This window comes from Microcoleus sp. T3_B1, assembly GCF_036700445.1.
GTDB lineage: Bacteria > Cyanobacteriota > Cyanobacteriia > Cyanobacteriales > Microcoleaceae > Microcoleus.
The window spans coordinates 18,220-31,426 of the sequence record NZ_JAUBOX010000028.1; the positions used below are offsets into that span (position 1 = coordinate 18,220).

At 48.2% G+C, this 13,207-nt stretch carries 14 protein-coding genes; 10 read left to right on the forward strand and 4 right to left on the reverse strand.

The window, feature by feature from the left end; all coding sequences use genetic code 11:
• Positions 1-49: 49 nt before the first annotated feature.
• Both QT990_RS16825 and QT990_RS16830 read right to left on the reverse strand, forming a co-directional pair.
• Positions 50-481 (reverse strand): response regulator, encoded by a 432-nt coding sequence (locus QT990_RS16825; protein WP_333076249.1) that lies wholly within the window; start codon positions 479-481, stop codon positions 50-52.
• A 153-nt stretch (positions 482-634) separates the two neighbouring features.
• On the reverse strand, positions 635-1,822 hold the full coding sequence (locus tag QT990_RS16830) for a transposase (RefSeq protein WP_333142052.1): 1,188 nt from the start codon (positions 1,820-1,822) through the stop codon (positions 635-637).
• A 276-nt stretch (positions 1,823-2,098) separates the two neighbouring features.
• Between QT990_RS16830 and purC the strand changes: the two genes are divergently transcribed.
• Positions 2,099-2,827: a phosphoribosylaminoimidazolesuccinocarboxamide synthase gene (gene purC / locus QT990_RS16835; RefSeq protein ID WP_333142053.1), complete on the forward strand. Its 729-nt coding sequence runs from the start codon at positions 2,099-2,101 to the stop codon at positions 2,825-2,827.
• A gap of 183 nt (positions 2,828-3,010) precedes the next feature.
• Positions 3,011-5,404: a BamA/TamA family outer membrane protein gene (locus QT990_RS16840; RefSeq protein WP_333142054.1), complete on the forward strand. Its 2,394-nt coding sequence runs from the start codon at positions 3,011-3,013 to the stop codon at positions 5,402-5,404.
• Positions 5,405-5,726: 322 nt separating this feature from the next.
• On the opposite strand, the gene QT990_RS16845 is transcribed toward QT990_RS16840, so the two are convergent.
• Positions 5,727-5,903 carry a hypothetical protein gene (locus QT990_RS16845; RefSeq protein WP_333142055.1) on the reverse strand — a complete coding sequence of 59 codons (177 nt, stop codon included), beginning with the start codon at positions 5,901-5,903 and terminating at the stop codon, positions 5,727-5,729.
• A gap of 71 nt (positions 5,904-5,974) precedes the next feature.
• Between QT990_RS16845 and lpxC the strand changes: the two genes are divergently transcribed.
• From lpxC to QT990_RS16875, 6 genes are all read left to right on the forward strand, one after another.
• On the forward strand, positions 5,975-6,829 hold the full coding sequence (gene lpxC / locus QT990_RS16850; protein ID WP_333142056.1) for a UDP-3-O-acyl-N-acetylglucosamine deacetylase: 855 nt from the start codon (positions 5,975-5,977) through the stop codon (positions 6,827-6,829).
• Between the two features lie 82 nt (positions 6,830-6,911).
• Complete coding sequence (gene fabZ / locus QT990_RS16855; RefSeq protein WP_333142057.1) at positions 6,912-7,433, forward strand: 3-hydroxyacyl-ACP dehydratase FabZ; 522 nt, start codon at positions 6,912-6,914, stop codon at positions 7,431-7,433.
• 141 nt (positions 7,434-7,574) lie between these two features.
• Positions 7,575-8,369 carry an acyl-ACP--UDP-N-acetylglucosamine O-acyltransferase gene (gene lpxA, locus QT990_RS16860; RefSeq protein ID WP_333142058.1) on the forward strand — a complete coding sequence of 265 codons (795 nt, stop codon included), beginning with the start codon at positions 7,575-7,577 and terminating at the stop codon, positions 8,367-8,369.
• Between the two features lie 41 nt (positions 8,370-8,410).
• Positions 8,411-9,013 carry a Uma2 family endonuclease gene (locus QT990_RS16865; RefSeq protein ID WP_333142059.1) on the forward strand — a complete coding sequence of 201 codons (603 nt, stop codon included), beginning with the start codon at positions 8,411-8,413 and terminating at the stop codon, positions 9,011-9,013.
• A gap of 9 nt (positions 9,014-9,022) precedes the next feature.
• Positions 9,023-10,195 carry a lipid-A-disaccharide synthase gene (lpxB, locus tag QT990_RS16870; RefSeq protein ID WP_333142060.1) on the forward strand — a complete coding sequence of 391 codons (1,173 nt, stop codon included), beginning with the start codon at positions 9,023-9,025 and terminating at the stop codon, positions 10,193-10,195.
• A gap of 23 nt (positions 10,196-10,218) precedes the next feature.
• The gene (locus QT990_RS16875) at positions 10,219-11,499 is read left to right on the forward strand and encodes a DNA cytosine methyltransferase (protein WP_333142061.1); all 1,281 of its coding nucleotides are present in this window, start codon (positions 10,219-10,221) and stop codon (positions 11,497-11,499) included.
• A gap of 138 nt (positions 11,500-11,637) precedes the next feature.
• Here QT990_RS16875 and QT990_RS35825 read toward each other — a convergent pair whose 3' ends face one another.
• On the reverse strand, positions 11,638-11,799 hold the full coding sequence (locus QT990_RS35825) for a hypothetical protein (RefSeq protein ID WP_445252025.1): 162 nt from the start codon (positions 11,797-11,799) through the stop codon (positions 11,638-11,640).
• Between the two features lie 185 nt (positions 11,800-11,984).
• Between QT990_RS35825 and QT990_RS16880 the strand changes: the two genes are divergently transcribed.
• Positions 11,985-12,329, forward strand: coding sequence for a BON domain-containing protein (locus QT990_RS16880; protein ID WP_333142062.1), 345 nt, complete (start codon positions 11,985-11,987; stop codon positions 12,327-12,329).
• A 243-nt stretch (positions 12,330-12,572) separates the two neighbouring features.
• Positions 12,573-12,944 (forward strand): DUF4278 domain-containing protein, encoded by a 372-nt coding sequence (locus QT990_RS16885; RefSeq protein WP_333142063.1) that lies wholly within the window; start codon positions 12,573-12,575, stop codon positions 12,942-12,944.
• Positions 12,945-13,207: the final 263 nt, after the last annotated feature.

Sequence of the window (13,207 nt, forward strand, 5' to 3'; positions counted from 1 at the left end):
AAAAATCACAAACCCCCCTTGAAAATTTTTTTATTAAATTTTCCCTGGTTTAGGGAATTTCGCTCAGCATCCAGTATCTGTTGAGGGTAGCCATCACTTCCACGAAGTTAGAAAAAGTCACAGGTTTAAGAATATAGCCCGCTACATTCAAATTATAAGCTTTTACTTTATCTCTATCTTCATTAGAAGTTGTGAGGACGATTACCGGAATTGACCTCAAACATTCATCCAGTCGCAATTCTTGCAAAAACTCGATCCCGCTCATTCTCGGCATATTCAAGTCCAGCAAAATCAACCGGCGCGCTTGAGGCATTGGAGGGTCTATTTTTCCTTCTCCACGTAATATTGCCAGAGCTTCTAATCCATTGGCAGCAATGTAGAGGGGGTTGACGATGTTATTTTTTTTGAAAGCTCGCCGGACGTTCATCACATCAACCTCATCATCTTCTACCAAGAGAATATGAATTTTTTTGTCTTGCATAAATCAGCCATTTTATAGATGTTTTTTAAGCGCCAGTCTCGTTGGGGAGGTTTAGCCAGCACGGATCGCGAACCCAGCAGGTTTAATCTCTATTGTCCTTTTTGACAACTCCTCGGCCTGAAGGCACGAGGATTCTTGGTTCATTGGGACTACTCATGTAGCTTCCCCTCCCCAAAATTCACGCTCGTTTTGCCCAACCGCTGTATATCCACGCTGCAACACCACTTGCGCGGCTGCAACATCTCGATTCGTTTCATAGCCACAGGTTTGACATTTATGTACCCGTTCGGATAGTTCTTTTTTGCCTGTATGGGTTTGACATCTTGGACAAGTTTGACTTGTTCCGTTCGGGTTTACAGACGCGAAGTACGCACCTCGCTTAAAGCAAACATGGCTCAAGATATTCAAGAACTGACCAAACCCTGCATCAAGCGTGTGCTTGGCACACATTCCGGCTGACATTGCTTTGAGGTTCAAATCCTCAGCAAATACTGTTTGGGCTGCGTTGCATAAATGATGTGCAGTCTTGAAATGAAAGTATGAGCGACTGTTCGAGATGTATTCGTGGTGCTTCGCTATTTGGTGATGAATTTGACGAAACTTTCTAGAGCCTTTTTTCTTGCGCGATTGTTGACGTTGCAGCAATTTCAGCTTGCGTTGTCCATCCACAAAGAATCTAGGTCTATCAATCAATTCACCATCAGAAGTTGCCAAAAAATGTTTTAACCCTAAATCAATCCCTAATCCATGTCCTGAAGGTGAGGCTTGAGGTACTTTGATATCACATTGCAAACTGAGCATGGCCGAGGAGCCAGAAGCCCTCTTAACAACGCGAATTTGCTTAACCTCAAACCCTTGAGGGATTGGACGATCCAGGTGCATTTTAACTAACCCAATCTTGGGTAGGTTGACCCAATCGGCACCATCAAACTGTTTAACGGATTCTAGATTCAATTGAGGGAACACTACGGAGCGCATCCGCTTTTTGAATCTAGGAAAACCGTGTCCTCGTTCCCACATTGCCACAAACGCTGCTTCTAGTTGGCGCAACGCCTGCTGCAAGACATGGGTGTGAGGCAATTTCAACTCAGGAATTAACTTCTTTGCTTGGGCTAATGATTTGCATTGGCCCGCAAAGGTTGGACGCGGTGCATCAGCAGGGATCATGTATTCCTGCTTCATGCTGCACGAGTTGATATCACACTTACGAGAATTAACCCAATCTTTTCGTTCTCGCAATGCAAAGTTGTAGACCTTGCGGCAAATATTGAGCCACTGGTCGAAAGTCTGGCGTTGCGTATCGGTAGGAATGAGCTTGTACTCGTAGGTTAGATTTAACATACAGCCATTGTAGAGCCGACCTGAATAAATGCAGTGCTGTTTAATGCAAAAACCTCGCTGAGAGATTCCGAGCCGAAAGTCCCCCTAGAAGGGGGAGGCTTGTATCCCATTTTTTTGGTCAAGAATCATTTATTCCGGGGCCGATGACGGTATCTACCGGCAGGTGTACTCGCCCCTCATGCTCTCAGGGGCGCAGCCGAGATCCAAAAACTCGCCAATAACGCCCGATCGAGCTACGGTAAAATCTAAAACTCATCTACCTTATTATTAATCGCCATGTCAGCCGATCGCAAACTCTACGAAGGCAAAGCCAAAATCCTCTACTCCACCGAAGACAGCGAAATTTTGCTGACCCACTTCAAAGACGACGCCACAGCCTTTAACGCCCAGAAACGGGGCAGCATCGTCGGCAAAGGCGAAATCAACTGCGCCGTATCCGCCCACCTGTTTCGGATGCTAGAAGCCAAAGGCATTCCCACCCACTTCATCGACACGCCGGCCCCCAACCAAATGCGAGTCTGTCGCGTCCAAATCTTGCCATTGGAAGTCGTAGTCAGAAACATTGCCGCCGGCAGTCTTTGCAAGCAGACCGGGCTCGCCCTCGGCACAATAGTCAATCCCCCGCTGGTGGAGTTTTATTACAAAAACGACGATTTGGGAGACCCGCTGCTGACCCGCGACCGGCTCCAGTTAATGCAGCTAGCCACCCCCGAACAAGTAGACCAACTAGAAATAGCCGCCCGCGAAATTAACGAAATACTCAAAGAATTTTTCACCGAGTGCGGCATCACCCTAGTAGACTTCAAACTAGAATTCGGTATCGACCAACATCAAAATCTGCTCCTCGCCGACGAAATCAGTCCCGACACCTGCCGCCTCTGGGACAACGCAGAAACCGACCCCGACGCCCGTGTTATGGACAAAGACCGATTCCGCCGGGACTTGGGATCGGTGGAAACCGCTTACCAGCAAGTTCTCCAACGGGTTCTAGCTCAGAAAGTCTAGAGGCTTTAACAATGCGCTACAATTGCACAGTTTGTCACCCTTGTGCCTTTGATGTCAGCTCAGCGGTCAACAGTCATCAATTAGCGGTCAGCGCGAAATTCCACCGACTTATATAACTAATGACTAATGACTAATGAATAATGACTAATGTGGTGTGTGAATTGCCCAAAAAAGTGAACAAAAATGCGTTTATCTGCTGTATTGGTGGCAGTTTTTACTGCCTCAGCAACATTCGGGTTATCAAATTCTGCAAACGGCCAAACATCCTACTCTGAATCTGCAGAGGAAGCTTTGGCTGCCGCCCGGCCCGCCCCGTCGATCGAATTACCCGATCGCCCCATTCCAGAATTAACCCAAAACCCTCCTCAAAACCGCAAAGCCGCTAAAACCGGCAAAGGGGAAGCCCTAACAATAGCTACGGCCCCTGACAGAGGACAAGGCGAGGAGCCCCCAAACCTAGTCACAGACCCGCCCTCCCCGGTTTCACCTCCGCTCCTTCAACTCCAACCCCAGCTAGCATCCAACCCCTCCCCCGCCTCTAGCAGCCAAAACGCCCTGCCAGACGCGCAACTCGGCACCCCGCTCCCCCCCAAGGAAGCGGCTGTAACGCCCGCCTGGATCGCAGCAGAGCTAGGGAAACCAGAGGAATCAGGGGCGATCGCTCAAAACGCCCAAGTTACCCCCAGACCGGCCCCGACCAGACCGGCCCCGACCAGACCGCCCACCGACACCGTTCCCCCATTGCCCCCTGGCCCAGCACCGCAGCCCAGACAAACGCCCGCACCCGCTGGGGCGGCAGAACCGCAAGTGCTAGTTGCAGAAGTTACAGTCACCGGGGCGACGGAAGACCTGGAAAGCGAAATTTACCGAGTCATCAGCACCCAACCGGGACGCACGACCAACCGCAGCCAACTGCAACAAGACATCAACGCCATTTTTGCCACGGGCTTTTTTAGAAACGTGCGGGCAGTACCGGAAGACACCCCGTTGGGCGTCCGGGTGACTTTTATTGTGCAGCCAAATCCGGTATTGCGGGGAGTGACAATCACCGGTCAGCAAGTGCTGCCCCAAAGCGTAATTGACGAAAGCTTCCGCGATCAATACGGCAAAATTCTCAACCTCCGCCGCTTTGAAGAGGGAGTGAAAAAAATTAATGCGTGGTATCAAGAGAACGGCTATGTTTTGGGGCAAATCACTGATGCCCCGCAAGTAGCAGACGACGGCACTGTCACCCTGGTAGTGGCAGAAGGCCAGATCGAATCCGTTGATGTCCGCTTCCTGAACAAGGAGGGAGAGGCAACAGATGCCACGGGTCAGCCGATCGGAGGCAACACCCGTCAGTTTGTCATCACCCGCGAAGTAGAACTCAAGCCCGGAGACATCTTTAACCGCACCAAGGCGGAAAGGGATTTGAGACGGGTGTTTGGTTTGGGAATTTTTGAAGACGTGCGACTTGCCTTGGAACCGGGAACGACTGACCCCCGCAAGGCAAGGGTAATTGTCAACGTCATTGAGAAAAATACCGGTTCTCTAGCCGCGGGTGCGGGTTTGAGTTCCGCGACGGGTTTGTTCGGTACGGTGAGTTACCAGCAGCAAAACTTCAGAGGTAGGAACCAAAAGTTGGGCGCTGAGGTGCAAATCGGGGAACGCCAAAATCTGTTTGACCTGAGTTTTACAGATCCCTGGATTGCGGGCGATCCTTACCGGACTTCTTATACGATTAATGCGTTTAGAAGACGATCGATCAGCGTGATTTTTGACGGCGGCGAACGGGAAGTCAGATTGCCCAACGAGGATCGACCCCGCATCAATCGCACCGGGGCCGGCATCAATTTCACCCGTCCCCTGTCGGCCAATCCTTTTGCCGATTCGGAGTGGACTGCTTCAGTCGGCTTGCAGTACCAGCGAGTCTCAATTACCGATCGCAAAGGCAGGCGCGAATCCGAGGACGAACTCGGCAACCAGTTGAGTTTTAGCAATTCTGGCTCAGACGACTTGACAACATTCCAAGCAGGTGCAGTGCGCGATCGGCGCAACGACCCCCTCCGCCCCACTAGCGGTTCCCTGCTCAGATTTGGGATGGAACAATCGATTCCTGTAGGTTCCGGCAGCATCCTCTTAAACCGCCTGCGGGCCAGCTACAGCTTGTACCTACCAGTCAAGTACACTAACTTTACCGCCGGCCCTCAAACCCTGGCATTCAGTTTTAGGGGCGGCACCGTATTCGGAGATTTGCCTCCATACGAAGCCTTTGCCTTGGGCGGCGCCAACTCGGTGCGCGGATACGACGAAGGCGACATGGGAGCCGGGCGCAGCTTCCTAGAAGCCAGCGTTGAGTACCGTTTCCCGATTATTTCGTTTATCGGCGGAGCACTATTCTTGGATGCTGGCACTGACTTGGGCACGGGCAAAGATGTCCCGGGGGACCCGGCCGGTATCCGCGAAAAGCCCGGTAGCGGTTACGGTTACGGGTTCGGCGTGCGGGTTCAATCTCCTTTAGGGCCGATCCGGATCGATTACGGTATCAACGACACTGGCGACAATCAAATTCACTTTGGGATTGGTGAGCGATTCTAATTAACGAAGAGTCATTAGTCAGCAGTCATTAGTCATTAGTTAGGAGTAAGAGGTAATTACTAATGGGTAATTGCTAATTGGTAATTGCTAATTGGTAATTGCTAAGCTGCGTCTGGGTCCACCCTACGAATCATATCTAAGGTGCGCGGCCCGGCGCACCCTACGGGTTAACTACTGTGACGCTGTTGCGGCTGTTACAATCGTAGAGAACCTTACCACCAGCCCAATATGACTCCATTTTTTCCGATGCTGTTATTGCAATTTACTCAAATAGCAGAAACTAGCTCTTGTCGTACTGTCGGACAGCCGGAGTTAATCGCAATTATTGCTCTAATGGGGGACTTTTAGCCTTTGCTGCTACAGCTAACTTGCCAGCTATTTCAATCGTAGCAGCAAAGGTTCTAGCAGGTCTTGCAATTGGAGCTAGCTTCGAGTCGATAATATTGCCCTTCCAGGCAATTTTAGATATCGCAGCGGTGGTGGCTGTAGTCGAGGGCATTAAGCACATCTTAGGATGTGGTTAAGGAGTTAACTACGGTTAACTTCCTTCTTCCTTTTTCCTTATTCCAAATGACTATTCACACCCTAAAATCTGAATTTGAACTGTCGGGAATCGGTTTGCACAGCGGCGAACAAACTCGCGTCCGAGTTTTGCCTGCGGAGGTTGGGAAAGGCCGCTATTTTGTCAGAGTTGACTTGCCTGGTACTCCGATAATTCCTGCAAAAATTGAGGCGGTTTGTCAGACTGCACTTTCAACGGAACTGGCAGGTATCGATGCTCAAATTCGCACTGTAGAGCATCTATTAGCGGCTTTGGCGGGGATGGGAGCGGATAATGCTCGAATAGAGGTTGAGGGGCCGGAAGTGCCGCTGCTGGACGGTTCGGCTCTGGTTTGGGTAGAGGCGATCGCCCATACCGGCTTAGTTCCTCAAGAATCGAAGCAAGCCCCCACTTCCTCCTTCGTCCTAGAACAGCCAATTTGGGTGCGCCACGGGGATGCTTTTGCAGCGGCTTTACCCTCAGCCGAAACTCGATTTAGTTACGGAATTGATTTTGAGGAACAGGCGATCGGCAATCAATGGTACAGTTGGTCGCCAGAGGCAGAAAGTTTTGCGACGGCGATCGCCCCAGCCCGCACTTTTGGACTTGCTCGCCAAGTTGACCAATTGCGACAAGCAGGTTTGATCAAAGGTGGTACCCTAGAGAACGCCCTAGTTTGCGATCGATCCGGCTGGCTCAACCCGCCCTTGAGATTTGTCAACGAACCGGTGCGCCATAAAATCTTAGACTTAGTAGGCGACCTCAGTCTGCTAGGAACTTGGCCAAAAGCTCACTACTTGGCTTACAAAGCCAGTCACAACCTGCACGTCCAACTCGCCCAAGCCCTGAAATCGGAAGCTCTAGCTACCCTAGATAAAAGTTAGGAAAAAACAGGTGATCTGTTAAGATTGCATCTTTATTCTTCCTTCTGCCTTCTGCAATACCACACTCAAAAGTCTTCAAGTAATGTCTACGCTGACTGAAGTTAACACCCTCAATACTGCTAATTCTGAATCCCTTCCCACCGAGAACGGTGATGATTCTCCAGCGGTTAAATCTACTTTTACTCTCGAAGAAATTCATAAATTATTGCCTCATCGCTATCCTTTTGCACTGGTTGACAAGATTGTTGATTACGTGCCGTCCGAGAAGGCTGTAGGAATTAAAAATGTGACTTTCAACGAACCGCATTTTCAAGGGCATTTTCCCGGACGACCAATTATGCCTGGAGTATTAATTGTCGAAGCTATGGCTCAAGTTGGCGGTATTGTTCTGGCTCAGTTGCCAGACATCAAGCAAGGATTGTGGATGTTTACCGGAATTGATGAAGTCAAGTTCCGTCGTCAGGTTGTACCGGGCGATCAGTTGCTGATGACTGTAGAATTGCTGTGGGTAAAACGCCGTCGCTTCGCAAAAATGCAGGCTCTGGCTGAAGTAGACGGACAAAAAGTTTGTGAAGGAGAATTGACGTTTTCGATGGTAGATTAAATTGAGCATTGGCCAGCGCAGGCCGATGCCCTGCTCAGGGCCGAAAAGCATTGGTAAGGACTAATCAGTAGCTAATCACAGACAACAGCTAACAGACAACAGACAACAGACAACAGCCAACTGACAACTGACAACTGAAAAATGCTTACTTTGATTCACCCAACTGCTGTGATTCATCCCGGTGCTGAACTTCACCCGACTGTAGAAGTGGGAGCTTATGCTGTAATTGGGGAAAGAGTGAAAATCGGGCCGGAGACTAAGATTGGCGCCCATGCAATTATCGACGGGCTAACAGAAATAGGTGCTCGCAATCAAATTTTCCCCGGTGCGGCGATAGGTTTGGAACCTCAAGATTTGAAATACGAGGGTTCTCCGACTAGGGTGAAAATTGGCGACAGCAATCAAATTCGGGAATATGTGACAATCAACCGCGCTACTGGAGCCGGGGAAAGCACGACTATTGGCAATCATAATCTATTGATGGCTTATGTTCATGTGGGACACAATTGCGCGATCGCCGATCGAGTAATTATCGCCAATGCTGTAGCCTTAGCCGGACACGTTAAAATCGAGTCTCAAGCCCGATTGAGCGGTGTTTTGGGCGTTCACCAGTTTGTCCACATCGGCCGCTTGTCTATGGTGGGCGGCTTGAGCAGGATCGATCGAGACGTACCTCCTTATATGCTAGTCGAGGGGAATCCTTCGAGAGTGCGAGCCATCAACAAAATAGGCCTCGATCGCGCTGGTTTTACTGCAGAAGATTTGCTAGTTTTGAAGAAAACTTTTCGTATTCTATATCATTCTGGCTACACTCTCAATCAAGCTTTGGAACAGTTGGATTTGTTGCCAGAAAACGCCCACTTGCAGCACCTGCGGAGATTTGTGCAGCAGTCTATAACCAAAGGGCGGCGCGGTTTGATTCCTGGCAAAAAGTGAATGAGGTAGAATAAACCTATGAACTAAGCGACTGTTGCCCTATGAATGTATATACTTCAGTCAAATCTACATCCCCTGAAACAGAACAAGATGGCTGCATCAGGTTCTCAGATGTTAGTTGGGAGCAATTTGAAGCGATAGAAGCAGCTTTTAAAGATGTCAGAGGTGTGAAATTTTTCTATCTCGATAAAATACTGCAAATTATGACTGTCTCGCCCGAACACGAAATAATCAAGAAAACTCTCTGTATGCTCCTAGAGGCATATATGAGAGCAAACGGGATTCGATTTTACGGCAAGGGCGGCCCGACTCTAGGTAACAGAGAATTAGGCGGTAGAAAAGAGCCGGATGATTCCTATGATATAGGAACCCAAAAAATAGTCCCAGATATTGCTATTGAAGTGGTAATTACCAGTGGCGGGATAAATACTCTAGAACTCTACAAAAGATTGGGCGTTCGGGAAGTCTGGTTTTGGGAAAATAGTCAGTTATCTCTCTATTACTTAACAGGTGAAAATTATGAGCAGATTGCCAGGAGTACATTCCTTCCCGATCTAGACTTAGAATTACTGCTACGCTGTGCTAATATGCCCGATCAATATGATGCTGTTACCGAGTTATTAGCCAACATCTCACCTGTATAAAGTCAGAATATGAAAATTTTTATCAGCACTGGTGAGGTTTCGGGCGATTTGCAAGGAGCTTTGTTAGTTGCAGCCTTAAAACGTCACGCTGTCGCGGCTGGTTTTGATCTAGAAATAACCGCATTGGGTGGCCCTCGTATGGCGGAAGCGGGTGCTACTATTTTAGGCGATACTGTGGGCATTGGTTCTATGGGCCTTATAGAATCCGTGCCGTATATTTGGCCCACGATTAAAGTTCAGCAAAAAGCTAAACAATATCTCAAAAACTTTCGCCCCGATGCTGTTGTATTGATTGATTATTTGACTCCAAATCTCGGTATTGGCAGCTACATCCGCCGCTATTTGCCTGATTTGCCGGTGGTTTGGTACATCGCACCTCAAGAATGGGTTTGGTCGATTTCTCCTCGCAATACTGAGCTGATTGTCAATATTTGCGACCAACTTTTGGCAATTTTCCCCGAAGAAGCTTGTTATTATCAAAAAAAAGGAGCCGAAGTGAGTTGGGTTGGTCATCCTTTGGTGGATAGAATGCAATCTGCGCCCAGCCGGGAAGTTGCCCGCAAAACTTTGGGAATTGGGCCGGAACAGGTGTCGATCGCCCTAATTCCCGCTTCCAGACACCAAGAACTCAAGTACCTGATGCCGGTTATATTTGAGGCAGCTCAAATTATTCAAGCTAAATTGCCGGAAGTTCATTTTTGGATTCCGCTGGCTAACAAAGCTTTTCGCAGCAAAATTGAACAGGCGATCGAGAATTACGGTTTGCGGGCTACTTTGTTAGAAAATCAAACTCTGGAAATCTTGGCTGCTGCCGATCTGGCGATCGCTAAATCTGGTACTGTTAATCTGGAGCTAGCTTTGCTCGACGTTCCGCAAGTTGTTGCCTACCGCGTCAGTCCGATTACGGCGGTTATTGCTCGCCACGTGCTGAAATTTTCGATTCCTTTTATGTCTCCGCCCAATTTGGTGCAAATGAAGCCGATCGTCCCGGAGTTGCTGCAAGACGAGGCGACTGCGGAAAATATAGTGAATCACGCACTGGAATTGCTGCAAAATGCCGATCGACGCCAGCAAACTTTGGCAGGTTATCGGGAAATGCGCGAAAGTCTCGGAGATGTGGGTGTGTGCGATCGGGCCGCTGCGGAAATAATGAAAAATGTTAAATTAAATACAGCAAATTAAAGCAACTTTGTTATTGAAATGTTATGCCAAGCAATCGGAAAAAGCGACCGATCGCTGTTGATTTATTTGCAGGCGCGGGCGGCATGACCCTGGGCTTTGAACAAGCAGGTTTTGATGTACTTGCATCAGTCGAAATTGACCCTATTCACTGCGCCACACACGAGTTTAATTTCCCGCTGTGTTCTATTCTGTGCAAAGATGTCACACAGCTTACGGGATCAGAAATTAGGAAAAAATCGGCGATCGGGCGGCGCGAAATAGACGTAGTAATCAGCGGTTCGCCCTGTCAAGGATTCTCCATGATGGGCAAGCGCGAGGTAGACGACCCGCGAAATTCTCTAATTTTTCACTTTCAGCGCTTAGTTTTGGAGCTAAAACCCAAGTTTTTTGTAATGGAAAATGTGCCGGGAATTGCATCAGGAGAACACAAAGAACTCCTGAATGTTTTAATTAGCTCTTTTCTGAAACGTGGCTATAAAGTAGAAGAAAATTATCAAGTTCTCAACGCTGTTCACTATGGAGTGCCGCAAGCTCGCAAACGATTGTTTTTGATTGGGTGCAAAGAAGGTTATGAGCTACCCAAATACCCTCAGCAAACTACTATACTGCCGAAAGTTAAAATTCCTAAACGCTATAAAAAAATTAATTTACCTGCTGTCCCGACAGTTTGGGATGCGATTGGAGATTTGCCGGATGTGGAAAAGTACAGCGATTTGCTGCACCGAGATTGGGTAATCGCGGAGTACGGAAAGAGCAGCGCTTATGCGAGTATAATGCGCGGAATCGATGGTTTGGATGATGATTATTCCTACGATCGCGAGTACGATAGACAAATCCTCTCTTCTAGTTTACGAACTAAACATTCTCAGGAATGTATAGAAAGGTTTCAGGCGGCCAAACGCGGCGAAAAAGAGCCGATCAGCCGTTTTTACAAGCTTCACCCCGACGGAGTTTGCAACACTCTCAGGGCCGGAACCGACAGGGCCAGGGGGGCTTATACTTCTCCGAGACCGATTCACCCGATCGCCCCTCGGTGCATTACAGTCAGAGAAGCTGCGCGACTGCATTCCTATCCTGACTGGTTTAGATTTCACGTCACAAAATGGCACGGTTTTCGCCAAGTCGGAAATTCTGTACCGCCACTATTGGCGAAAGCTGTCGCAGCGCAGATTATTAGCGCTTTGGGCGTGGAAGCAATTAAGCCGAGTCTCAAGCTGACATGGGGAGATGATTCGTTGCTTAAACTGAATTGGTCGGAAGCAGAACAATATTATCTAATATCAAATCCGTTAGCATCGGAATAGTCAATTCGAGTTCACTGTTGACTGTTCACTGTTGACTGTTGACTTTTCACTGTCAACCGTCAACATCATGTATGAGTGTAACCAGAAATGATATAAAAAGTTAAGAATTAGATTTACAGCGTATATGCAGGACTACCCTCAATTAAGCGCAGGGCAAAGTGCCTGTATCAGCGATCGCACTTCGATGACCAGCACAAGATGTCCTGGGTAGTTAAACAAACCGGGAATGTATTCCGGCGCGCTGTGCAGTTTGTTCAAGGTAAAAGTGGGAACTATTTCGACTACTGGCCTGCAATCCAAGGCGTAGCGATCGTCCTATACATAAAATAGCAAAATCAACATCTGCATATCATGGGAGATTTGAGATTGTGAAAGTCTACCGGAAAACATTTTGATAAATTTCGCTGAGTTTTGCAACAATTACGAGTCTTTTGGAATTCTAGAGCTATCTTGGAAAAAGTGTATTTTCAGGAGACTCAAATACTATGGGTTGGTTTAAAAGACTGTTCGGACTCGAAAAGCCTGCACCCCAGGCTGAACCGATGGCACAAGTAGTACAGCAAGCAGCACAAGCGCAATCCATCGCTCCTGCTAAAGTCGGCCCAGACGGAAATTTTGACGAAAGCGGCCTGGCGAAGCGGGTGGCTTTAGCTTTTGACAGCGATCCAGAAGTTGCTGATATCGAGACTGTTTATGTGGCTCAGCTCAGTGGCACGGTTGTTCTCAAAGGTCAAGTTCCCAGTCAGGAAATTCTCGACAAGTTGGTGGCGATCGCCTCTGCTGAAGAAGGTGCCGCAGGCGTGCAAACCGATCAGGTGACAGTTGGCTAGTTCTGCCCAAGCGAAGCAGTTTCGCTCCGGGTGCTGCTCGAATTAGTCAAAAACTCGATTAAACCCGCTGCGGCGGGTTTTTTCTTGCCGTCTCCCCCCTCCAAATATTAATTTTTGTAAACACAACCGATTCATCTCAAAAAACCGTATAATTGAATACAGAAACTAAAAAAGTTTTAGCCAAGAAAACCAACCCTGACCTGACTGCCCTTTTTATCTCCATAAATATAAGGATCAAAAAATATGAAACTCACTTATCGCGGTTCAAACTACGAGTACGACATTCCGACAGTTGATATGGTCGAAGGCGAAGTCGCGGGCAAATACCGGGGGCAAAACTGGAACTATCGGTATCCGAGACACATTCCCAACCCCAAAAAATACGGCGGCCCACACTATACCAAAAAGCGAGATGCTCAAGCTGGCGATGGGAATGTCGCAGCAGCTAACGCCCCAGGGGCGGTTAAATCTTACCCAACAGTTATGGAAGTGGCGCAAGTGCACCGGGCGAATCTTTGCAATATTCTCGATCGTAGAAAGGAAGCAGCCAAAGCCAAGGGCGATGAAACACTGCTGCGCTTGCTAGAAATTGAGTCGAGACACATGGTGTGTTAGAGAAAAAGCTTCAGAAAACAAAGCGTTTGTCAAGAGGGGGAAATCGAGTTAAGCTCAATTTCCCCCTTCTTCCTATACAGCAATTTTTAGCTAAGTGAAGTACAAATAAACTGAGATATTGCACCATTCTCAATAATCCTTTTTTGGGTGGGCTAGAAGCGCAACCCCTACTCCCCACAAGAAAATCTACTCTTTGTGGAACAGGCATCTTGCCTGTTCATAAAAGGCTAATTGAGAATGGTGCAACATATAAAAGAATAAAC

Coding starts and splice junctions, on each gene's coding strand:
- QT990_RS16880 (WP_333142062.1), top strand. CDS start 11,985: ATGGGTTGGTTTAAAAGACTGTTCGGACTCGAAAAGCCTGCACCCCAG.
- lpxC (WP_333142056.1), top strand. CDS start 5,975: ATGACTATTCACACCCTAAAATCTGAATTTGAACTGTCGGGAATCGGT.
- QT990_RS16875 (WP_333142061.1), top strand. CDS start 10,219: ATGCCAAGCAATCGGAAAAAGCGACCGATCGCTGTTGATTTATTTGCA.
- fabZ (WP_333142057.1), top strand. CDS start 6,912: ATGTCTACGCTGACTGAAGTTAACACCCTCAATACTGCTAATTCTGAA.
- lpxA (WP_333142058.1), top strand. CDS start 7,575: ATGCTTACTTTGATTCACCCAACTGCTGTGATTCATCCCGGTGCTGAA.
- QT990_RS16885 (WP_333142063.1), top strand. CDS start 12,573: ATGAAACTCACTTATCGCGGTTCAAACTACGAGTACGACATTCCGACA.
- purC (WP_333142053.1), top strand. CDS start 2,099: ATGTCAGCCGATCGCAAACTCTACGAAGGCAAAGCCAAAATCCTCTAC.
- QT990_RS16825 (WP_333076249.1), bottom strand. CDS start 481: ATGCAAGACAAAAAAATTCATATTCTCTTGGTAGAAGATGATGAGGTT.
- lpxB (WP_333142060.1), top strand. CDS start 9,023: ATGAAAATTTTTATCAGCACTGGTGAGGTTTCGGGCGATTTGCAAGGA.
- QT990_RS16840 (WP_333142054.1), top strand. CDS start 3,011: ATGCGTTTATCTGCTGTATTGGTGGCAGTTTTTACTGCCTCAGCAACA.
- QT990_RS16830 (WP_333142052.1), bottom strand. CDS start 1,822: ATGTTAAATCTAACCTACGAGTACAAGCTCATTCCTACCGATACGCAA.
- QT990_RS16845 (WP_333142055.1), bottom strand. CDS start 5,903: ATGCCCTCGACTACAGCCACCACCGCTGCGATATCTAAAATTGCCTGG.
- QT990_RS16865 (WP_333142059.1), top strand. CDS start 8,411: ATGAATGTATATACTTCAGTCAAATCTACATCCCCTGAAACAGAACAA.